At 61.6% G+C, this 22,414-nt stretch carries 14 protein-coding genes, 4 tRNA genes and 1 rRNA gene; all 19 read right to left on the bottom strand.

Translation table 11 applies throughout. From position 1 onward, the window contains the following. Positions 1-107 precede the first annotated feature (107 nt). Positions 108-1,298, bottom strand: a complete 1,191-nt coding sequence (gene tuf, locus G3N94_RS18650) for an elongation factor Tu (RefSeq protein WP_017333531.1) — start codon at positions 1,296-1,298, stop codon at positions 108-110. A gap of 42 nt (positions 1,299-1,340) precedes the next feature. Next, complete coding sequence (gene fusA / locus G3N94_RS18645) at positions 1,341-3,443, bottom strand: elongation factor G (RefSeq protein WP_205794077.1); 2,103 nt, start codon at positions 3,441-3,443, stop codon at positions 1,341-1,343. A gap of 123 nt (positions 3,444-3,566) precedes the next feature. Continuing rightward, positions 3,567-4,037 (bottom strand): 30S ribosomal protein S7, encoded by a 471-nt coding sequence (rpsG, locus tag G3N94_RS18640; RefSeq protein ID WP_006477195.1) that lies wholly within the window; start codon positions 4,035-4,037, stop codon positions 3,567-3,569. 172 nt (positions 4,038-4,209) lie between these two features. Then, complete coding sequence (gene rpsL / locus G3N94_RS18635; protein ID WP_006400662.1) at positions 4,210-4,590, bottom strand: 30S ribosomal protein S12; 381 nt, start codon at positions 4,588-4,590, stop codon at positions 4,210-4,212. A gap of 227 nt (positions 4,591-4,817) precedes the next feature. Beyond that, complete coding sequence (recQ, locus tag G3N94_RS18630; RefSeq protein ID WP_205794076.1) at positions 4,818-6,665, bottom strand: DNA helicase RecQ; 1,848 nt, start codon at positions 6,663-6,665, stop codon at positions 4,818-4,820. A gap of 236 nt (positions 6,666-6,901) precedes the next feature. Beyond that, entirely contained in the window at positions 6,902-11,155 is a 4,254-nt protein-coding gene (gene rpoC, locus G3N94_RS18625) for a DNA-directed RNA polymerase subunit beta' (protein WP_205794075.1), read from the bottom strand. Positions 11,156-11,176: 21 nt separating this feature from the next. Continuing rightward, positions 11,177-15,283: a DNA-directed RNA polymerase subunit beta gene (rpoB, locus tag G3N94_RS18620; protein WP_205794074.1), complete on the bottom strand. Its 4,107-nt coding sequence runs from the start codon at positions 15,281-15,283 to the stop codon at positions 11,177-11,179. Between the two features lie 378 nt (positions 15,284-15,661). Beyond that, positions 15,662-16,036, bottom strand: coding sequence for a 50S ribosomal protein L7/L12 (gene rplL, locus G3N94_RS18615; protein WP_011350669.1), 375 nt, complete (start codon positions 16,034-16,036; stop codon positions 15,662-15,664). A 63-nt stretch (positions 16,037-16,099) separates the two neighbouring features. Continuing rightward, on the bottom strand, positions 16,100-16,597 hold the full coding sequence (gene rplJ / locus G3N94_RS18610) for a 50S ribosomal protein L10 (protein WP_038715103.1): 498 nt from the start codon (positions 16,595-16,597) through the stop codon (positions 16,100-16,102). 297 nt (positions 16,598-16,894) lie between these two features. After that, positions 16,895-17,593, bottom strand: coding sequence for a 50S ribosomal protein L1 (rplA, locus tag G3N94_RS18605; RefSeq protein WP_006482906.1), 699 nt, complete (start codon positions 17,591-17,593; stop codon positions 16,895-16,897). After that, entirely contained in the window at positions 17,594-18,025 is a 432-nt protein-coding gene (gene rplK, locus G3N94_RS18600; RefSeq protein WP_006477201.1) for a 50S ribosomal protein L11, read from the bottom strand. Between the two features lie 142 nt (positions 18,026-18,167). Then, complete coding sequence (gene nusG, locus G3N94_RS18595) at positions 18,168-18,725, bottom strand: transcription termination/antitermination protein NusG (RefSeq protein ID WP_060001114.1); 558 nt, start codon at positions 18,723-18,725, stop codon at positions 18,168-18,170. A gap of 1 nt (position 18,726) precedes the next feature. Beyond that, the gene (gene secE / locus G3N94_RS18590; protein ID WP_124599303.1) at positions 18,727-19,107 is read right to left on the bottom strand and encodes a preprotein translocase subunit SecE; all 381 of its coding nucleotides are present in this window, start codon (positions 19,105-19,107) and stop codon (positions 18,727-18,729) included. Positions 19,108-19,150: 43 nt separating this feature from the next. Further along, positions 19,151-19,226 (bottom strand) — tRNA-Trp (locus G3N94_RS18585). Between the two features lie 59 nt (positions 19,227-19,285). After that, entirely contained in the window at positions 19,286-20,476 is a 1,191-nt protein-coding gene (gene tuf, locus G3N94_RS18580) for an elongation factor Tu (protein WP_017333531.1), read from the bottom strand. Positions 20,477-20,539: 63 nt separating this feature from the next. After that, positions 20,540-20,614: transfer RNA gene (locus tag G3N94_RS18575), tRNA-Thr, on the bottom strand. Positions 20,615-20,638: 24 nt separating this feature from the next. Further along, positions 20,639-20,712, bottom strand: a tRNA-Gly gene (locus G3N94_RS18570). A 43-nt stretch (positions 20,713-20,755) separates the two neighbouring features. Next, positions 20,756-20,841: transfer RNA gene (locus G3N94_RS18565), tRNA-Tyr, on the bottom strand. Positions 20,842-22,312: 1,471 nt separating this feature from the next. Continuing rightward, positions 22,313-22,414, bottom strand: a 5S ribosomal RNA gene (gene rrf, locus G3N94_RS18560); the annotation flags it as partial.

Genomic DNA, 22,414 nt, shown 5'->3' with positions numbered 1-22,414 from the left:
CGCCAGATCAATAAAAGAACGTAAGACCGGGCCCCCACTGAGGGTGGGCGCCCGGTCCCGGGCACTACCAGACGCCGAATGATACACCACTCGGCGGATCGTCGATATTACTCGATGATCTTGGCGACGACGCCAGCACCGACGGTGCGGCCGCCTTCGCGGATTGCAAAGCGCAGACCTTCTTCCATCGCGATCGGCGCAATCAGCTTCACCGTGATCGACACGTTGTCGCCCGGCATCACCATTTCCTTGTCCTTCGGCAGCTCGATCGAGCCCGTCACGTCCGTCGTACGGAAGTAGAACTGCGGACGGTAGTTGTTGAAGAACGGCGTGTGACGGCCGCCTTCGTCCTTGCTCAGCACGTACACTTCAGCCGTGAAGTGCGTGTGCGGCGTGATCGAACCCGGCTTCGCCAGAACCTGGCCACGCTCCACGTCTTCACGCTTCGTGCCGCGCAGCAGGATACCGACGTTGTCGCCTGCCTGACCCTGGTCCAGCAGCTTGCGGAACATTTCCACGCCCGTGCAGGTCGTCTTCACCGTCGGCTTGATACCGACGATTTCGATTTCTTCGCCGACCTTCACGATGCCGCGCTCGACGCGACCCGTCACCACCGTGCCGCGACCCGAGATCGAGAACACGTCTTCCACCGGCATCAGGAACGCACCGTCAACCGCGCGCTCCGGCGTCGGGATGTACGTGTCCAGTGCGTCGGCCAGGTTCATGATCGCCACTTCGCCCAGCTCGCCCGTGTCGCCTTCCAGCGCCAGCTTCGCCGAACCCTTCACGATCGGGGTGTCGTCGCCCGGGAAGTCGTACTTCGACAGGAGTTCGCGAACTTCCATCTCGACCAGCTCGAGCAGTTCAGCGTCGTCCACCATGTCGCACTTGTTCAGGAACACGATGATGTACGGAACGCCAACCTGACGTGCCAGCAGGATGTGCTCACGCGTTTGCGGCATCGGGCCGTCTGCTGCCGAGCAAACCAGGATCGCGCCGTCCATCTGCGCCGCGCCCGTGATCATGTTCTTCACATAGTCAGCGTGGCCCGGGCAGTCGACGTGTGCGTAGTGGCGGTTAGCCGTTTCGTACTCGACGTGTGCGGTGTTGATCGTGATGCCGCGCGCCTTTTCTTCCGGTGCCGCGTCGATCTGGTCGTATGCCTTCGCTTCGCCGCCGAACTTCTTCGTCAGCACCGTCGTGATCGCTGCCGTCAGCGTCGTCTTGCCGTGGTCAACGTGACCGATCGTACCAACGTTCACGTGCGGCTTGGTCCGCTCAAATTTACCTTTTGCCATGATTCTCTTCTTTCAAAAAATAATCGGTTGGTAGCTGCTGATTTACTTCGACTTCGCGCTGATGATCGCGTCGGCAACGTTCTTCGGAGCTTCAGCGTAGTGCTTGAACTCCATCGTGTACGTTGCACGACCTTGCGTCAGCGAGCGCAGCGACGTCGAGTAGCCGAACATTTCCGACAGCGGAACTTCCGCGCGGACGATCTTGCCGCCGCCGACCATGTCGTCCATGCCCTGAACGATGCCGCGACGGCCCGACAGGTCGCCCATCACGTTGCCCATGTAGTCCTCGGGCGTTTCCACTTCCACGGCCATCATCGGCTCGAGCAGAACCGGGTCGGCGCGGCGCATTGCTTCCTTGAACGCCATCGAACCGGCCATGCGGAACGCATTTTCGTTCGAGTCGACGTCGTGGTACGAACCGAACGTCAGCGTGACCTTGACGTCGACCACCGGGAAGCCGGCCATCACGCCGCTCTTCAGCGTTTCCTGGATACCCTTGTCGACCGAAGGAATGAATTCGCGCGGGATCACACCACCCTTGATCGCGTCGACGAACTCGTAACCCTTGCCTTGCTCGCTGCGCTCGAGCGTAATGACAGCGTGGCCATACTGGCCGCGGCCGCCCGACTGCTTGACGAACTTGCCTTCGACATCCGATGCCGACTTGCGAATGGTTTCGCGGTACGCAACCTGCGGCTTGCCGACGGTCGCTTCGACGCCGAACTCACGCTTCATCCGGTCGACCAGAATTTCGAGGTGGAGCTCGCCCATGCCCGAAATGATGGTCTGGCCCGACTCTTCGTCCGTTTGCACGCGGAACGACGGGTCTTCCTGTGCCAGGCGGTTGAGCGCGAGGCCCATCTTTTCCTGGTCAGCCTTGGTCTTCGGCTCGACAGCCTGCGAAATCACCGGCTCCGGGAAAATCATGCGCTCGAGCACGATCGGGTGTGCCGGATCGCACAGCGTGTCGCCCGTGGTCGCTTCCTTCAGGCCGACCGCAGCGGCGATGTCGCCTGCGCGGACTTCCTTGATTTCTTCACGCTGGTTCGCGTGCATCTGCAGAATACGGCCGAGACGTTCCTTCTTGTCCTTGGTCGCGTTGAGCAGCGTATCGCCCGAATTGACGACGCCCGAGTACACACGGAAGAAGATCAGCTGGCCGACGAACGGGTCGGTCATGATCTTGAACGCGAGTGCCGCGAACTTCTCGTCGTCGGCAGCACGACGTTCCGTCTTCTCGCCGTTTTCGAGTTCACCCGTAACCGGCGGAATATCGACCGGCGACGGCAGGAAGTCGATCACGGCGTCGAGCATGCGCTGCACGCCCTTGTTCTTGAACGCGGTGCCGCACAGCATCGGCTGGATTTCGCACGCGATCGTACGGTCGCGCAGCGCCTTGATGATTTCAGCCTCCGACAGCTCTTCGCCGCCGAGGTACTTTTCCATCAGGTCTTCGTTCGCTTCAGCAGCGGACTCGACCATCTTCTCGCGCCACTCGTTGCACGTGTCGACGAGTTCAGCCGGGATGTCGACATAGTCGAACTTCGTGCCCTGGGACGCCTCGTCCCAAACGATCGCCTTCATCTTGATGAGGTCGACCACGCCCTTGAAGTTTTCTTCCGCGCCGATCGGCACCACGACCGGAACCGGGTTCGCCTTCAGGCGCAGACGGAGCTGGTCGTAGACCTTGAAGAAGTTCGCGCCGGTACGGTCCATCTTGTTGACGAACGCGAGACGCGGCACCTTGTACTTGTTCGCCTGGCGCCAAACCGTTTCGGACTGCGGCTGCACGCCGCCCACTGCGCAGTACACCATGCACGCGCCGTCGAGCACGCGCATCGAACGCTCCACTTCGATCGTGAAGTCGACGTGGCCCGGGGTGTCGATGATGTTGATGCGGTGTTCCGGATAGTTGCCGCCCATGCCCTTCCAGAAGGCCGTGGTAGCAGCGGACGTGATCGTGATGCCACGCTCCTGTTCCTGCTCCATCCAGTCCATCGTGGCAGCGCCGTCGTGAACTTCACCGATCTTGTGGTTAACACCGGTGTAAAACAGAATGCGCTCGGTCGTCGTCGTCTTGCCGGCGTCGATGTGAGCGCTAATACCGATATTGCGGTAGCGCTCGATAGGAGTCTTGCGAGCCACTTTGATCCTCTACTGGATTGACGCGATGCGACCCTGTCGCATCTCGCCTCAACACAAACGGGCGAGGCGCTCGAAAAGCGCACCCGCCCGGAATTTTTTTCCGCTAAAAGCCCAGCCTGGCGCTTAGAAACGGAAATGCGAGAACGCGCGGTTGGCTTCCGCCATGCGGTGAACCTCATCGCGCTTCTTCATCGCGCCGCCGCGGCCTTCAGCCGCTTCGGAGAGCTCACCTGCCAGGCGCAGAGCCATCGACTTCTCGCTGCGCTTCTTCGCAGCCTCACGCAACCAGCGCATCGCCAATGCCATACGACGCGACGGACGCACTTCGACCGGAACCTGATAGTTGGCACCACCAACGCGACGGCTCTTCACTTCGACCACCGGCTTCACGTTGTTGAGCGCAACCGTGAACACTTCCAGCGGGTCCTTGCCACCCTTGGTCTGGATCTGTTCGAATGCGCCATAAACGATGCGCTCTGCGACCGACTTCTTGCCGGACAGCATCAGCATGTTCATGAACTTGGCAACATCAACGTTGCCGAACTTCGGATCCGGCAACACTTCCCGCTTGGGGACTTCGCGACGACGCGGCATGATTCTTCCTTTACTTGTTCAGTTGGAGCTGCATCCAGCTCCGCGGCCACCAACAAACCCGATCACATCTTCACGACTAACCAGCTTGGCCGGGTGACCACTTACTCGACAGCACCGGCAATCCGGCACTCCCGCCTTGACCGCCATGAGGCGATCCCTGATCAAAAACTGCTTACTTGGCAGCCTTTGCACGCTTCGCGCCGTACTTCGAGCGCGCTTGCTTACGGTCCTTGACGCCCTGGGTATCCAGCGAGCCGCGAACCATGTGGTAACGCACACCCGGCAAGTCCTTCACACGGCCGCCGCGGATCAGCACAACCGAGTGTTCCTGCAGGTTGTGGCCTTCACCGCCGATGTACGAAATCACTTCGAAGCCGTTCGTCAGACGAACCTTGGCGACCTTACGGAGTGCCGAGTTCGGCTTCTTCGGCGTCGTCGTGTACACACGGGTGCACACGCCGCGACGCTGGGGGCAGTCCTGCAGGGCCGGGCTCTTGCTCTTCGTCGTTTCCGACTGACGGCCTTTGCGAACCAGTTGGTTGATGGTTGGCATTGTTTATTCCTGAAATTGAACAAAATCCGCACATCGATTTCGGGCAAAGCGAGAATCGAGGTGCGATTGACCTCCGGATCCGGAAAACGGGCACGAACTTTCGCTCACAACCTGTCCCACCGAGAACCGGAACCTAGCATCATATTCCGGAAATACCAAGCAAGTCAACGGGTTGCGTGATTTTCCGGCTTGGCGCCGGGTACCGCGGGCACACCCGAAAGCCGTCGTCAGGCGGATTCGACGACGTCGATGATCTCGTCGCCGAAGCGCTCGAGCTTGCGGACGCCCATACCCGGAATGTGGCGCAGATCGTCGATCGATTCCGGCGCGTTGCGCGCGATCTCGGCGAGGGTCGCATCGTGAAAGATCACGTAGGCCGGCACGCCGTCGGACTTGGCCGTCTCCGCGCGCCACGCGCGTAGCGCGTCCCAGCGCGCGCGCTCGCGCGTGCCCATGCCGGCCGTCGGATCGACCCGCGTGCCGCTGCGGCTCGACGACTGCCGCGTGCGCTGCGGCTTCACGTAGCGCCGCAGCGTGACCTTTTCCTCACCCTTCAACACGGGCTTCGCGGCCTCGGTCAGCACGAGCGCGCCGAAGCCGCCATGGTCGACGGCGAGCAAGCCGTACGCGACGAGCTGCCGGAAGATCGCCCGCCATTCCGGCTCCGACAATGACGCGCCGATGCCGAACGTGCTGAGCGTGTCGTGACCGCGCTGCAGGATCTTCTCGTTGCGACTGCCGCGCAGAATTTCGATCAGGTGGCTCGCGCCAAAGTTGAAGCCGCTCGCGCGTTGCGCGCGGAACGCGCACGACAGCGCCATCTGTGCCTCGCGGGTGGCATCCCACGAATCGGGTGGCTCGAGGCAGGTATCGCAGTTGCCACATGGCTGGCTCGCCTCGCCGAAATAGTTCAGCAGGCGCACACGGCGGCACGAGATCGTCTCGCACAGGCCGAGCAGCGCGTCGAGCTTCGACGACTGCACGCGCTTGTGCGCATCGTCCGCGTCGGACTCGTCGATCATCTTGCGCTGCTGGACGACGTCGCCGAGGCCGTACGCCATCCACGCATTCGCCGGCAGGCCGTCCCGGCCTGCGCGGCCGGTTTCCTGGTAATAGCCCTCGACGCTCTTCGGCAGGTCGAGGTGGGCCACGAAGCGCACGTCCGGCTTGTCGATCCCCATCCCGAACGCGATCGTCGCGCACATCACGATGCCCTCTTCGCGCTGGAACATTTCCTGGTGCTTCTGGCGCACCTCGAATTCCATGCCCGCGTGATACGGCAGCGCCCGCACGCCCTGCGCCTTCAGCCATTCGGCGGTTTCCTCGACCTTGCGGCGCGACAGGCAATACACGACGCCGGCGTCGGTCGTGCCGTCCGCGTTCGTGTGCTCGGCGCGGATGAAATCGAGCAGCTGCGCGCGCGCGTTGTCCTTCTCGACGATCCGGTAGCGGATGTTCGGCCGGTCGAAGCTCGACACGAACACGCGCGCGTCATCGAGCGCGAGGCGGTGGACGATCTCGTCGCGCGTGATCGCATCGGCGGTTGCCGTCAGCGCAATGCGCGGCACCGCCGGGAAGCGCTCGTGCAACACCGACAGCTGGATGTATTCCGGGCGGAAGTCATGCCCCCATTGCGACACGCAATGCGCTTCGTCGATCGCGAACAGGCCGATCTTCGCGCGCTCGAGCAGGTCGAGAAAGCGCGCGGTCATCAGCCGCTCGGGCGCGACGTACAGCAGGTCGATCTCGCCTTCGCGCAACGCGCGCTCGGTGGCTGCGGCCTCGGCGCCGGACAGTGTCGAATTCAGATAGGCCGCGCGCACGCCGACTTCGGACAGCGCGGCGACCTGGTCCTGCATCAGCGCGATCAGCGGCGACACGACGATGCCGGCGCCCTGCCCGGCCTCGCGGCGCAGCAGCGCGGGAATCTGGTAGCACAGCGACTTGCCGCCGCCCGTCGGCATCAGCACGAGGCAATCGCCGCCGCCGGCGACGTGCTCGACGATCTCGCCCTGCTGGCCGCGAAACGCGGGATAACCAAAGACTTCGTCGAGGATTTCGAGGGCGCGGGACATGAATGAGAACGAGGACGGCAAAACGATGACCCGGATTTTAACAACCCGCTCGCGAGTCGCGCGGCGAATCGCGCAACGTTGGCCATCCGGACGGGTTCCGTTCACGCGCATGACGGGCCTGCGGCAGGCGCCGTTGCAAGCCCGTCATGCGCATGAACGACGGATAAAAAAAAACGCCCAGTCGAAACTGGGCGGTTTCAGCGACAGCGTAGCAAGGCGGCTCGCGCCGCCCGGCCTTACTCGGCTGCCGGATGCTGCTGCGGCTCTTCCGCAGGCGTGCTCGGCGTGCTCGGCGGACCGAAATCGAACGCTTCTTCCGCTGCGATCTGGTCGAAACGCTCGCGATCCGACGATTCCTTCGCCTTGCGCGCCTTGTGGAACGCGAGACCCGTACCGGCCGGAATCAGACGGCCGACGATCACGTTTTCCTTCAGGCCACGCAGATCGTCGCGCTTGCCCATGATCGCCGCTTCGGTCAGCACGCGGGTCGTTTCCTGGAACGATGCCGCGGAGATGAACGAGTCGGTCGACAGCGACGCCTTCGTGATACCGAGGAGCACGTTGTCGTACGACGCCGGACGCTTGTCCTCGGCGATCATGCGATCGTTCTCGTCCAGCATGTCGGAACGCTCGACCTGTTCGCCCGGGATGAAGCGCGTATCGCCGTTGTCGGTGATCTGCACACGACGCAGCATCTGGCGAACGATCACCTCGATGTGCTTGTCGTTGATCTTCACGCCCTGCAGTCGGTACACGTCCTGCACTTCGTCGACGATGTAGCGCGACAGCGCCTCGATACCCTGCAGACGCAGGATGTCGTGCGGATCGGCCGGGCCGTCCACGATCATTTCGCCCTTGTTGACGACCTGAGCATCGTGGACCAGCACCTGCTTTTCCTTCGCGATCAGGAACTCGTGCTGATTGCCTTCGAGGTCCGTGATGACGAGACGCTGCTTGCCCTTCGTGTCCTTGCCGAACGACGTCGTGCCGGTGACTTCCGCGAGAATGCCCGCATCCTTCGGCGAACGCGCTTCGAACAGTTCCGCCACCCGCGGCAGACCGCCGGTAATGTCACGCGTCTTCTGCGCTTCGGTCGGGATACGTGCGAGCACTTCACCCACCTGCACCTGCTGACCGTCCTTCACGGTGATCAGTGCGCCGACCTGGAAGCCGATCTGCACCGCATGCTCCGTGCCCGGGATCTTCACTTCGTCGCCGTTCGCGTCGAGCAGCTTCACCTGCGGACGCACGCTCTTCGACGCCTGCGAACCGCGACGCTTCACGTCGATCACGACCAGGGTCGACAGACCGGTCACGTCGTCGATCTGCTTCGCGACGGTCACGCCTTCCTCGACGTTCTCGAACTTCACCGTACCACCGTACTCGGTGATGATCGGACGCGTCATCGGGTCCCACGTCGCGAGCTGCGTGCCGGCCTTGATGGTCGCGCCATCGAGCTGCAGCAGCGTCGCGCCGTACGGCACTTTGTGACGCTCGCGCTCGCGGCCGAAATCGTCGGTGATCAGCGCCTCGCCCGAACGCGAGATGACGATCTGCTCGCCCTTCGCGTTGGTGACGTAACGCATCGTCGCCGTGAAGCGCACGATACCGTTGCTCTTCGCTTCGACCGACGAAGCCACTGCCGCACGCGATGCCGCACCACCGATGTGGAACGTACGCATCGTCAGCTGCGTGCCCGGTTCACCGATCGACTGTGCCGCGATCACGCCGACTGCTTCGCCGACGTTCACGAGCGAGCCGCGGCCGAGGTCGCGGCCATAGCAGGCTGCGCACAGGCCGTAACGCGTTTCGCAGGTCAGCGGCGTGCGCACGCGCACTTCGTCGATGCCGAGGCGTTCGATATCTTCGACCGCCGTTTCGTCGAGCAGCGTGCCCGATTCGTACAGCGTTTCCTGCGTTTCCGGATTCACGACATCCGCGACCGCGACGCGGCCGAGGATACGGTCGCGCAGCGCTTCGACGACTTCACCGCCTTCGACCAGCGCCTTCATCGCGACGCCGTTCGACGTGCCGCAATCGTCCTCGACCACCACCAGATCCTGCGTGACGTCGACGAGACGACGCGTCAGGTAACCCGAGTTCGCGGTCTTCAGTGCCGTATCAGCCAGACCCTTACGTGCACCGTGGGTCGAGATGAAGTACTGCAACACGTTCAGGCCTTCGCGGAAGTTCGCGGTAATCGGCGTCTCGATAATCGAGCCGTCCGGCTTCGCCATCAGGCCACGCATACCGGCCAGCTGACGAATCTGCACCGCCGAACCCCGGGCGCCCGAGTCGGCCATCATGTAGATCGAGTTGAACGATTCCTGGCGCGTCTCGTTGCCGTCGCGGTCCGTTACCGGCTCCGTCGACAGCTGCTCCATCATCGCCTTGCCGACCGCTTCCGACGTCGCCGACCAGATGTCGACCACGTTGTTGTAGCGTTCCTGCGCGGTGACGAGACCCGACATGTACTGGCGGTCGTACTCCTTCACCTTCTTCGCGGCGTCGCCGACGATCGTTTCCTTCTGCGGCGGCACGAGCATGTCGTCGACGCAGATCGAAATACCGGCGCGCGTCGCGAGACGGAAACCCGACTGCATCAGCTGATCGGCGAACACCACCGTCGCGCGCAGACCGCACTTGCGGAACGCCGTGTTGATCAGGCGCGAGATTTCCTTCTTCTTCAGCGGCTTGTTCAGCACCGAGAACGGCAGGCCGTGCGGCAGGATCTCCGACAGGATCGCGCGGCCGACGGTCGTCGCGTACAGCGAGATCTTCGGCACGAATTCCGGCGCGCCTTCCGACGTGTCCTCGTTGCGGACCATTTCGGTGATCCGCACGTTGACGCGCGATGCGAGCTCGACTTCCTTGTTCTCGTACGCGCGCAGCACTTCCGACACGCCCGTGAACGACAGGCCTTCGCCCTTCGCGTTGATCGCTTCGCGGGTCGCGTAGTACAGACCCAGCACGATATCCTGCGACGGCACGATCGACGGATCGCCGTTGGCCGGGAACAGCACGTTGTTCGACGCAAGCATCAGCGTGCGCGCTTCCATCTGCGCTTCGAGCGACAGCGGCACGTGAACGGCCATCTGGTCACCGTCGAAGTCGGCGTTGAACGCCGCGCAGACGAGCGGGTGCAGCTGGATTGCCTTGCCTTCGATCAGCACCGGCTCGAACGCCTGGATACCGAGACGGTGCAGCGTCGGCGCACGGTTCAGCATCACCGGGTGCTCGCGGATCACCTCTTCGAGGATGTCCCACACCACCGGCGTCTGGTTCTCGACTTCCTTCTTCGCAGCCTTGATGGTCGTCGCGACGCCCATCACTTCCAGCTTGTTGAAGATGAACGGCTTGAACAGCTCGAGCGCCATCAGCTTGGGCAGACCGCACTGGTGCAGCTTCAGCGTCGGGCCGACCACGATGACCGAACGGCCCGAGTAGTCGACGCGCTTGCCCAGCAGGTTCTGACGGAAACGACCGCCCTTGCCCTTGATCATGTCGGCGAGCGACTTCAGCGGACGCTTGTTCGCGCCCGTCATCGCCTTGCCGCGACGACCGTTGTCGAGCAGCGAGTCGACGGCTTCCTGCAGCATCCGCTTTTCGTTGCGGACGATGATTTCAGGCGCCTTCAGCTCGAGCAGACGCTTCAACCGGTTGTTACGGTTGATCACGCGGCGATACAGGTCGTTCAGGTCCGACGTCGCGAAACGGCCGCCGTCCAGCGGCACCAGCGGACGCAGTTCCGGCGGCAGCACCGGCAGCACTTCGAGGATCATCCACTCGGGCTTGATGCCCGAGCGCTGGAATGCCTCGAGGACCTTCAGGCGCTTCGCGTACTTCTTGATCTTCGCTTCCGAACCGGTGTTCTTCAGTTCGGTGCGCAGCGTCTCGACCTGCTCGTCGATGTTGATCGCGCGCAGCAGCTCACGCACGCCTTCCGCGCCCATCTCGGCACGGAATTCGTCGCCGTATTCCTCGACCTTGTTGTAGTAATCCTCTTCGGTCATGATCTGCCGCGCCTTCAGCGGCGTCATGCCCGGTTCGATCACCACGTAGGCTTCGAAGTACAGCACGCGCTCGATGTCGCGCAGCGTCATGTCGAGCACCATGCCCAGACGCGACGGCAGCGACTTCAGGAACCAGATGTGCGCGACCGGCGAGGCCAGCTCGATGTGGCCCATCCGTTCACGACGCACCTTCGCCAGCGTCACTTCGACGCCGCACTTCTCGCAGATCACGCCGCGGTGCTTCAGGCGCTTGTACTTGCCGCACAGGCACTCGTAGTCCTTGATCGGCCCGAAGATCTTCGCGCAGAAGAGACCATCGCGTTCCGGCTTGAACGTACGGTAGTTGATGGTCTCCGGCTTCTTCACTTCACCGAACGACCACGAACGGATCTTGTCCGGCGAGGCCAGACCGATCTTGATCGCGTCGAAAACTTCTTCCTGTTGGACTTGCTTGAATAGATCGAGCAGAGCTTTCATTGCTTTCTCTCCGTAGTCCGATTAATTGCGGTCGAGATCGATGTCGATACCGAGCGAGCGGATTTCCTTCACGAGCACGTTGAAGGATTCCGGCATGCCGGCGTCGATCACGTGATCGCCCTTGACCAGGTTTTCATAAACCTTGGTACGGCCGTTCACGTCGTCCGACTTCACCGTCAGCATTTCCTGCAGCACGTAGGACGCGCCGTACGCTTCGAGTGCCCACACTTCCATTTCACCGAAACGCTGGCCACCGAACTGCGCCTTACCACCCAGCGGCTGCTGCGTGACGAGCGAGTACGGGCCGGTCGAACGCGCGTGCATCTTGTCGTCGACCAAGTGGTGCAGCTTCAGGTAGTGCATGTAGCCGAGCGTCACGCGACGTTCGAACATTTCACCCGTGCGGCCGTCGTACAGACGGACCTGGTTCTTCGACGGGTTCATGCCGAGCTGTTCCGCGATGTCGTCCGGGAACGCGAGGTCGAGCATCTTGCCCATTTCTTCCTCGGTCGCACCGTCGAACACCGGCGTTGCAAACGGCACGCCTTCGCGCAGGTTCTTCGCGAGTTCGAGGATCTCGTCGTCGGTGAAGCTTTCCAGATCTTCCTGGCGGCCCGAGTCGTTGTAGATCTTCGTCAGGAACACGCGCAGTTCCTCGATCTTCGTCTGACGCTGCAGCATTTCGCCGATACGCCAGCCGAGACCCTTCGCGGCCCAGCCGAGGTGCACTTCCAGAACCTGGCCCACGTTCATCCGCGACGGCACGCCGAGCGGGTTCAGCACCACGTCTGCCGGACGGCCGTCGGCCATGTACGGCATGTCTTCGATCGGGACGATCTTCGACACGACACCCTTGTTACCGTGACGGCCTGCCATCTTGTCGCCAGGCTGCAGACGGCGCTTGACCGCGAGGTACACCTTGACCATCTTCAGCACGCCCGGCGGCAGTTCGTCGCCTTGCGTGAGCTTCTTGCGCTTCTCTTCGAACGCGAGGTCGAACTGGTGACGCTTTTCTTCGATCGAGTTCTTGATCGCTTCGAGCTGCGCCGCTGCTTCGTCGTCCGCGAGGCGGATGTCGAACCAGTGGTAGTGGTCGAGGTCTTCCAGGTAAGCCTGGTCGATCTTCGTGCCCTTCGCGAGCTTCTTCGGACCGCCGTTCGCGACCTTGCCCACGAGCATGCGCGCGAGACGCTGGAACGCGTCGCCTTCCACGATGCGCAGCTGGTCGTTCAGGTCGAGACGATAGCGCTTCAGTTCGTCGTCGATGATCTGTTGCGCACGCTTGTCGCGCTGGATGCCTTCACGCGTGAACACCTGGACGTCGATCACGGTGCCGCTCATGCCCGACGGCACGCGCAGCGACGTGTCCTTCACGTCCGAAGCCTTCTCGCCGAAGATCGCGCGCAGCAGCTTCTCTTCCGGCGTCAGCTGGGTCTCGCCCTTCGGCGTGACCTTGCCGACCAGCACGTCGCCCGCTTCGACTTCCGCACCGATGTACACGATGCCCGATTCGTCGAGACGGCCGAGCTGGACTTCAGCCAGGTTCGAGATGTCGCGCGTGATTTCTTCCGGCCCGAGCTTCGTGTCGCGTGCAACGACGTTCAGCTCTTCGATGTGGATCGACGTATAGCGATCGTCCGCAACCACCTTCTCCGAGATCAGGATCGAGTCTTCGAAGTTGTAGCCGTTCCACGGCATGAACGCGATCAGCATGTTCTGGCCGAGCGCGAGCTCGCCCAGGTCCGTCGAGGCGCCGTCGGCCAGCACGTCGCCGCGCGAGACCTTGTCGCCCATCTTCACGATCGGACGCTGGTTGATGTTCGTGTTCTGGTTCGAACGCGTGTACTTGATCAGGTTGTAGATGTCGACACCGACTTCACCCGCGACGGCTTCGTCGTCGTTCACGCGAATCACGATACGGCCTGCGTCGACGTAGTCGACCACACCGCCGCGGTACGCCTGAACCGTCGTGCCCGAGTCGACCGCGCAGGTGCGCTCGATGCCCGTACCAACGACCGGCTTTTCCGGACGCAGACACGGCACGGCCTGACGCTGCATGTTCGAGCCCATCAGTGCACGGTTCGCGTCGTCGTGCTCGAGGAACGGAATCAGCGAGGCAGCAACCGACACGATCTGCGACGGCGCGACGTCCATGTACTGGATACGGTCCGGCGTGACCATCATCGTTTCGCCGGCTTCACGCGACGACACGAGTTCGTCGATCAACTGGCCGTTCTCGTCGATCGCGGCGTTCGCCTGCGCGATCATGTAGCGGCCTTCTTCGATCGCCGACAGGTAGTCGATCTGGTCGGTCACCTTGCTGTCCACGACCTTGCGGTACGGCGTCTCGAGGAAGCCGTACTCGTTCAGGTGCGCGTACAGTGCGAGCGAGTTGATCAGACCGATGTTCGGACCTTCCGGCGTTTCGATCGGGCACACGCGGCCGTAGTGGGTCGGGTGCACGTCGCGGACTTCGAAGCCCGCGCGCTCGCGCGTCAGACCGCCCGGGCCCAGCGCGGAAATACGGCGCTTGTGCGTGATTTCCGACAGCGGGTTGGTCTGGTCCATGAACTGCGACAACTGCGACGAGCCGAAGAACTCGCGAATCGCCGACGAAATCGGCTTCGAGTTGATCAGGTCGTGCGGCATCAGGTTTTCGCTTTCGGCCTGGCCGAGGCGTTCCTTGACTGCGCGCTCGACGCGCACGAGGCCTGCGCGGAACTGATTTTCCGCCAGTTCGCCGACGCAACGCACGCGACGGTTGCCGAGGTGGTCGATGTCGTCCACTTCGCCCTTGCCGTTGCGCAGTTCGACGAGGATCTTGATCGTCGCGAGGATGTCGTCATCGTCCAGCGTCATCGGGCCGGTGATTTCATCACGGCCGACGCGGCGGTTGAACTTCATGCGGCCGACCTTCGACAGGTCGTACGCTTCTTCGCTGTAGAACAGGCGGTTGAACAGCGCCTCGACCGCTTCTTCGGTCGGCGGCTCGCCCGGACGCATCATGCGGTAGATCGCGATGCGCGCAGCCGTCTTGTCGGCCGTTTCGTCGACACGCAGCGTCGACGAGATGTACGGGCCCTGGTCCAGGTCGTTCGTGTAGAGCGTCTGGATGTCCTTGATGCCCGCGTCGCGCAGCTTGTCGAGCACGCTTTCCGTGATCTCTTCGTTCGCGTTCGCGATCAATTCGCCCGTATCGCCGTCGACGACGTTCTTCGCCAGCACGCGGCCGAGAAGATAGTCTTCCGGCACCGAGATGTACTTGGTCTTCGCGGCTTCGAGATCGCGAATGTGCTTCGCGTTGATCCGCTTGTCCTTCTGGACGATGACCTTGCCGTCGCGATCCGTGATGTCGAAACGCGCGACTTCACCGCGCAGGCGCTCCGGCACGAACTCGAGTTGCGCGCCTTCGCCCATCAGCGTGAAGTTGTCGAACACGAAGAAGTTCGCGAGGATCTGTTCCGGCGTGAGGCCGATCGCCTTCAGCAGGATCGTGACCGGCATCTTGCGGCGGCGGTCGACGCGGAAGTACAGGATGTCCTTCGGATCGAATTCGAAGTCGAGCCACGAGCCGCGGTACGGAATGATCCGTGCCGAGAACAGCAGCTTGCCCGAGCTGTGCGTCTTGCCCTTGTCGTGCTCGAAGAACACGCCCGGCGAACGGTGCAGCTGCGAGACGATCACACGCTCGGTGCCGTTGATGACGAACGAGCCCGTCGGCGTCATGAGCGGAATTTCGCCCATGTACACTTCCTGCTCCTTCACTTCCTTGACGACCGGCTTGTTCGGCGATTCCTTGTCGAGGATGACCAAACGCACCTTCGCGCGCAGCGCGGAGCAGTACGTCAGGCCTCGCTGCTGGCATTCCTTGATGTTGAACGCCGGCGAGGACAGCGCGTAGCTCACGAACTCGAGACGCGCAAAACCATTGTGCGAAACAATGGGAAATACCGATGTGAAAGCAGCCTGCAAACCTTCAGGCTTGCGTTGCGCCATCAGAACATCGGCTTGCAGAAACGTGCTGAATGATTCAAGCTGGGTAGCCAGCAAGAAAGGAACTTGGTGAACGATGGGGCGCTTCGCGAAACTCTTGCGAATGCGCTTCTTCTCGGTGAAGGAATATTGCATACGATCTCCGAATCACGGCGGGTGCTATCGAGGCGGAATACCTGGACGTGTCAAACCCGAGTGTTCACCGACTGAGACCCGATGGCCGTCCGACGGCTTGAACGAGCCGAGAAGCTTGGTGGTTGGCCGCTACCAACCGCTGGCTGACGGCAGCGGATGCCTGTGTTGCCCGCTACCCGACCAAACTTGCCTTCTGCAGTCGCTTCAGAAGACAAAGAGAAACGCCAATCGCCATGCAATGACAACGATTCGGCGGTTATCTTTGGCCTCTGGGGGCGATTATTCGGGCTCCCGAAAGAGTGCCAGAATAACGTCCCCACAAAGCACAAAAAGGCCGGCGGTGGAAATACCGCCAGCCTTCGCACAGCGCGTCGGAACTTACTTGATTTCGGCCTTCGCGCCTGCGTCTTCCAGCTTCTTCTTGGCTTCGTCAGCAGCAGCCTTCGGCACTGCTTCCTTGACGGGCTTCGGTGCGCCGTCAACCAGGTCCTTCGCTTCCTTCAGGCCCAGGCCCGTCAGTTCGCGAACTGCCTTGATGACTGCAACCTTGTTGCCGCCTGCTTCGAGCAGCATGACCGTGAATTCGGTCTGCTCTTCAGCAGCAGCAGCAGCGCCGCCGCCTGCCGGGCCAGCGACTGCAACAGCAGCTGCCGACACGCCAAACTTCTCTTCGAACGCCTTGACCAGTTCGTTCAGTTCCAGAACGGTCATCCCTTCGACTGCTGCCAGGATGTCTTCTTTTGCGATTGCCATTTGAAATACTCCTAAATTGAATACGGATACAGCCAGCGATCAGTGACGCTGATGCACGTTCGATTACGCAGCTTCGGCTTGCTTCTTCTCAGCCAGCGCGGCCAGAGCGCGCGCAAAGCCGGAAACAGGCGATTGCATAACGAACAGCAGCTTCGAGAGCAGTTCTTCACGGCTCGGGATGCTTGCCAGCGCTTGCACGCCAGCCTTGTCCATCACCTTGCCATCGAACGAACCAGCCTTGATGACCAACTTGTCATTGCTCTTGCTGAAGTCGTTGACGACCTTCGCAGCAGCAATTGCATCTTCCGAGATGCCGTAGATCAGGGGGCCAGTCATCTGCTCTGCCAGCGGAGCAAACGGCGTACCTTCAACGGCGCGACGCGCCAGCGTGTTCTTCAGAACGCGCAGGTAAACCTGTTGCTCACGCGCTTTCGCGCGCAGCTTGGTCAGATCGCCAACCGCAATTCCACGATACTCAGCCAGCACAACGGTCTGGGCCTTCGCGACTTGCGCGGCAACCTCAGCGACGACGGCTTGCTTGTCTTCTCTATTAAGCGGCACGGTTAGCCTCCAGAAACGATACGTTCGGCACGAAACCTCACGTACCTCGTTCAACAACGGCGTCCGACCTCGTTAGGAGTATTTCCACCTCACGCCGCGAATCGCTTCGCGGCCTGCGGCTTCACCACTGCAAAACTTTTTCGGGTTCGCCATCTGCGTTGGCTTGAATTAAGGGATCGCCTGACTGCTGCTCTCCCACCAACGGTCTTTGATAACCGGTTGCCCGCCGAACAGCACGAACAACCGCCCAAAGCCCTTTAGGGCCGCTACGCAATGCGAAGCGGCCCGAATTCTTGCTTACTGCGCGGCCAGCGTAGCCTGGTCGACACGCACGCCGACGCCCATCGTGCTCGACAGTGCGATCTTGCGCAGGTACACGCCCTTGCTCGTTGCCGGCTTCGCCTTTTGCAGCGCTTCGATCAGCGCCGACAGGTTCGAACGCAGCGCGGTCGGCTCGAACGACGCACGGCCGATCGTTGCGTGGATGATACCGGCCTTGTCGACGCGGAACTGGACCTGACCAGCCTTCGCGTTCTTGACGGCGGTCGCGACGTCCGGCGTCACGGTACCGACCTTCGGGTTCGGCATCAGGCCGCGCGGGCCGAGGATCTGACCCAGCGTACCGACGATACGCATCGTGTCCGGCGAAGCGATCACGATATCGAAGTCCATCTGGCCAGCCTTGATCTGCTCTGCCAGGTCTTCCATACCGACGATTTCCGCGCCTGCTGCACGTGCTTGCTCAGCCTTCTCGCCTTGCGCGAACACAGCAACGCGAACCGACTTGCCCGTACCGGCCGGCAGAACGACCGAACCACGAACGACCTGGTCCGACTTCTTTGCATCGATGCCGAGCTGGACTGCAACGTCGATCGACTCGTCGAACTTCGCGCTCGCGCATTCCTTCACGAGGCTCAGTGCGTCTTCGATCGCGTACAGCTTCTGACGGTCGACCTTGGCGGCAAATGCCTGACGGCGCTTGGAGATCTTAGCCATTTACACACCCTCCACGGTGATGCCCATCGAGCGTGCGCTACCAGCGATGGTGCGAACGGCTGCGTCCAGGTCAGCTGCCGTGAGGTCCGGCATCTTGGTTTTCGCGATTTCTTCAGCTTGAGCGCGCGTGATCGAACCGACCTTGTCGGTGTGCGGCTTGCTCGAGCCCTTGTCCACCTTCGCCGCCTTCTTGATCAGGACGGTCGCCGGCGGCGTCTTCATCACGAACGTGAAGCTCTTGTCAGCGAATGCCGTGATGACCACCGGCACCGGCAGACCCGGCTCCATGCCTTGAGTCTGCGCGTTGAACGCCTTGCAGAACTCCATGATGTTCAGGCCGCGCTGGCCCAGTGCCGGACCGACCGGCGGCGACGGGTTGGCTTTACCTGCAGGAATCTGCAGCTTGATAAAGCCGATAATCTTCTTTGCCATTTGTGAACCTCATTGGAACGCCGGAGTAGGCGTTCGGTGAGTAATAACGCGCTTTCGCCGCTGGCTACTGACGCTCCTCAACGGCCATGACGCGGGCCGTAAGCGCGAAGGTGGGCAGCCGAGGCTGCCCACCGAATCGGGATCAAACTTTTTCGACCTGGCCGAATTCGAGTTCGACCGGCGTAGCGCGACCGAAGATCGTGACCGACACACGCACACGCGATTTTTCGTAGTTCACTTCTTCGACGGTGCCATTGAAGTCCGTGAACGGGCCTTCCTTGACCCGAACCATCTCGCCGACCTCGAACAGGGTCTTGGGGCGCGGTTTCTCGACGCCTTCCTGCATCTGCGACATGATCTTCTCGACTTCCTTGGGGGAAATCGGCGTCGGGCGGTTACGCGCACCGCCGACGAAACCGGTGACCTTCGCGGTATTCTTCACGAGGTGCCACGTTTCGTCCGTCATTTCCATCTCTACCAGCACGTAGCCGGGGAAGAAACGACGCTCTGTCACAGCCTTGTGGCCGCCCTTGACTTCGACCACTTCTTCGGTCGGAACCAGGATCTGACCGAATTTGTCCTGCATGCCAGCACGTTCGATGCGCTCCTGAAGCGCACGTTGCACGCTCTTCTCCATGCCGGAGTAGGCGTGCACCACGTACCAACGCTTTCCGCTCGGGGATGCCGGAATATCGCTCATATCATTTCCAACCCAGAATCGCCGAGAAAATCACCCACTCGATGGATTTGTCACTCAACCAGAGGAAAATTGCCATCACGAGCACGAAACCGAACACGACGAGCGTGGTTTGCGTTGCTTCCTTGCGGGTGGGCCAAACGACCTTCCGGACTTCCTTGTACGAATCCTTGGCAAAAGCGATCAGGCTCTTGCCAGGCGCGGACATCAGCCCGACGGCCACGCCGGCGATCAAACCTACCGCCAATGCGGCACCGCGGACATACCATTGCTGGCCACCGAGCCAGAAGAAGCCCACGAATCCGGCCAACACCAACAATACGCCCAGGGCCAGCATCAGCTTATCGCCGGAGGTATTTACAGTTTCGACGGATGGATTCGCCATAACACCTTAAAACAAACGCCACGCTGGACACGTGGCTATTTTTTGGCAGGGGCAGAGGGAATCGAACCCCCAACCTTCGGTTTTGGAGACCGACGCTCTGCCAGTTGAGCTATACCCCTAGACCATGTTGGGACTGGCTTATGCCAGCCCCAAAACTGTCGATCAACGAATAACTGGCTTACTCGATGATCTTGGCGACGACGCCAGCACCGACGGTGCGGCCGCCTTCGCGGATTGCAAAGCGCAGACCTTCTTCCATCGCGATCGGCGCAATCAGCTTCACCGTGATCGACACGTTGTCGCCCGGCATCACCATTTCCTTGTCCTTCGGCAGCTCGATCGAGCCCGTCACGTCCGTCGTACGGAAGTAGAACTGCGGACGGTAGTTGTTGAAGAACGGCGTGTGACGGCCGCCTTCGTCCTTGCTCAGCACGTACACTTCAGCCGTGAAGTGCGTGTGCGGCGTGATCGAACCCGGCTTCGCCAGAACCTGGCCACGCTCCACGTCTTCACGCTTCGTGCCGCGCAGCAGGATACCGACGTTGTCGCCTGCCTGACCCTGGTCCAGCAGCTTGCGGAACATTTCCACGCCCGTGCAGGTCGTCTTCACCGTCGGCTTGATACCGACGATTTCGATTTCTTCGCCGACCTTCACGATGCCGCGCTCGACGCGACCCGTCACCACCGTGCCGCGACCCGAGATCGAGAACACGTCTTCCACCGGCATCAGGAACGCACCGTCAACCGCGCGCTCCGGCGTCGGGATGTACGTGTCCAGTGCGTCGGCCAGGTTCATGATCGCCACTTCGCCCAGCTCGCCCGTGTCGCCTTCCAGCGCCAGCTTCGCCGAACCCTTCACGATCGGGGTGTCGTCGCCCGGGAAGTCGTACTTCGACAGGAGTTCGCGAACTTCCATCTCGACCAGCTCGAGCAGTTCAGCGTCGTCCACCATGTCGCACTTGTTCAGGAACACGATGATGTACGGAACGCCAACCTGACGTGCCAGCAGGATGTGCTCACGCGTTTGCGGCATCGGGCCGTCTGCTGCCGAGCAAACCAGGATCGCGCCGTCCATCTGCGCCGCGCCCGTGATCATGTTCTTCACATAGTCAGCGTGGCCCGGGCAGTCGACGTGTGCGTAGTGGCGGTTAGCCGTTTCGTACTCGACGTGTGCGGTGTTGATCGTGATGCCGCGCGCCTTTTCTTCCGGTGCCGCGTCGATCTGGTCGTATGCCTTCGCTTCGCCGCCGAACTTCTTCGTCAGCACCGTCGTGATCGCTGCCGTCAGCGTCGTCTTGCCGTGGTCAACGTGACCGATCGTACCAACGTTCACGTGCGGCTTGGTCCGCTCGAATTTACCCTTGGCCATTTTCGACTCCCAAAAGGAATTTCATAGGTTGCGCCGCGCGCAAACAGACACTGACTATACTGCTGGTGCCCATGGGCAGGATCGAACTGCCGACCTCTCCCTTACCAAGGGAGTGCTCTACCACTGAGCCACATGGGCGCTTTACGCTTCAACTGCACGAACTGGAGCGGGTGAAGGGAATCGAACCCTCGTCGTAAGCTTGGAAGGCTTCTGCTCTACCATTGAGCTACACCCGCACGGGCTACTAACGATTCCCTGCCGCTCTCTGCGTTGATATCTTGGTGGAGGAGGTTGGATTCGAACCAACGTAGGCGTAAGCCAACAGATTTACAGTCTGCCCCCTTTAGCCACTCGGGCACCCCTCCGTAGAGAACTGACGATTATGGGGGTACATCGAACTCGTGTCAAGCACATCGCGAAGATTATTTTCATTCTCTCCGAGAGTGCCTGGCCGACTCGCCCCAAACAAGCCCATCGTCGACATCGCAGCAAGGGGAACCCTGCGCGAGCGACGAAGTTCATGTCTGGCACGGTGTTGCCCCACATCTTCGTCAAATTCCGATTCTCACGTGAATTTGCACTCACGCCGAAAAATCAGAAGACCGCCATCATACGGCCTTCCGGCAAGAAAGCCAAGTGGGTATACGCAAAAATCCCGCAAATTTCGTGCCGAGCATATCTGGACGCAATTTCGGGGCGGTGCGCGCCCCTCCGGCGCGATCGGCCGACGCCGGCAGGCACGTCACCGAACCGCCCGATTTTGTTTCGGTGTGGTGTTTCGCTTGCACTGCCGCACGTCCGTGCGGATCCCCGCTGGTCTCGAAGGCGCTACGCGCGAGAACATCTCGCTCCGCTCCTGGAGGAGCTGCACATTTCCCTCTCGCCTGGCTTATCCAGATACACCGATGCCCGAGCTGCAACGTGTTCGATCGGGACCAGCGGCCTCGATCGAGCTGAGCGCATCCATACGGGGCCGAATCGACGCGCGCGACACGCGACTCCGTGAAGACGGCCAGGCCAGGCCAAGAAAGGCGTCAAAGAAGCGCTCAAGGGCCATGATTGCCTCGGGCGCGTTACCTCAACTGGGCCGACGGAGACACCAATGGTTTGCGTTAGACGCGGCAGTTCTCGTCATGGCGGGATCGGCTGTTTGCGGCACTTAACGCGTATGCGGAAACCGTGCAACATCATCGGAAAGAGGAAGTGTTGAGGCAGCAGCGCGCCGTCCTCACGCTACCGCAGACGCCTCGCACACCGCCCCAATGAGAATATCCGTGTAGCCTGACGAATCGGGAATCGCGATGATACCGGCGAGCTACTGCCGACCGCTACGGTTCCTCGCAGTGTGGGCGATGAGTGAGCCCCGAATGATTTGCGACCGCGCTCGTGCAACGACACCGGCCACACGAACGGTTCGCCAAACGGGCAGCAGCTCATCGGGGCCGGATGATAATCGGGAGAGGTCAAAAACGCCCTGGGGTGCCAGAGACGGGACGCCAATACGGCGACCGCCCGCCTGGCGGATCCGTCGAGCACCACGGCCGGCGATCCGCTGCCCCGGGACGCCAAGATCACACGGCACCCTGGCCGGCGCACGACCGGCTGCGCCAGACGCCCCGCCGGGCATCCAAAGATGCGGCGTCGCCCTGGAATCTGAGTTGATGCCTCGGCGCACTGCCGGAACGGCGACGGCGCGAAGGTCAGGGATGCCGTTCGGTCCATCAAGGAGGAAGCGGGACTGGACACCGGGACGGTATCGCATGGGGGGCCCACGCATTTCCGGCGCGCCAATGCAAAAACCCCCGCCTTTTGGGCGGGGGTTTCTGGCTTAGGGGAGCCTGACGATTACCTACTTTCACACGGGAATCCGCACTATCATCGGCGTAGAGTCGTTTCACGGTCCTGTTCGGGATGGGAAGGGGTGGGACCGACTCGCTA

The sequence above is a fragment of the Burkholderia sp. Ac-20353 genome (genome assembly GCF_017104785.1).
Lineage (GTDB): Bacteria > Pseudomonadota > Gammaproteobacteria > Burkholderiales > Burkholderiaceae > Burkholderia.
Note: the sequence above shows the minus strand (reverse complement) of the source record. Positions and strands in the feature narration are given on the sequence as shown.

Coding starts and splice junctions, on each gene's coding strand:
- secE (WP_124599303.1), bottom strand. CDS start 19,107: ATGGCGAATCCATCCGTCGAAACTGTAAATACCTCCGGCGATAAGCTG.
- tuf (WP_017333531.1), bottom strand. CDS start 20,476: ATGGCCAAGGGTAAATTCGAGCGGACCAAGCCGCACGTGAACGTTGGT.
- rpoC (WP_205794075.1), bottom strand. CDS start 11,155: ATGAAAGCTCTGCTCGATCTATTCAAGCAAGTCCAACAGGAAGAAGTT.
- rpsL (WP_006400662.1), bottom strand. CDS start 4,590: ATGCCAACCATCAACCAACTGGTTCGCAAAGGCCGTCAGTCGGAAACG.
- rplL (WP_011350669.1), bottom strand. CDS start 16,036: ATGGCAATCGCAAAAGAAGACATCCTGGCAGCAGTCGAAGGGATGACC.
- recQ (WP_205794076.1), bottom strand. CDS start 6,665: ATGTCCCGCGCCCTCGAAATCCTCGACGAAGTCTTTGGTTATCCCGCG.
- tuf (WP_017333531.1), bottom strand. CDS start 1,298: ATGGCAAAAGGTAAATTTGAGCGGACCAAGCCGCACGTGAACGTTGGT.
- nusG (WP_060001114.1), bottom strand. CDS start 18,725: ATGAGCGATATTCCGGCATCCCCGAGCGGAAAGCGTTGGTACGTGGTG.
- rpoB (WP_205794074.1), bottom strand. CDS start 15,283: ATGCAATATTCCTTCACCGAGAAGAAGCGCATTCGCAAGAGTTTCGCG.
- rplK (WP_006477201.1), bottom strand. CDS start 18,025: ATGGCAAAGAAGATTATCGGCTTTATCAAGCTGCAGATTCCTGCAGGT.
- rpsG (WP_006477195.1), bottom strand. CDS start 4,037: ATGCCGCGTCGTCGCGAAGTCCCCAAGCGGGAAGTGTTGCCGGATCCG.
- rplA (WP_006482906.1), bottom strand. CDS start 17,593: ATGGCTAAGATCTCCAAGCGCCGTCAGGCATTTGCCGCCAAGGTCGAC.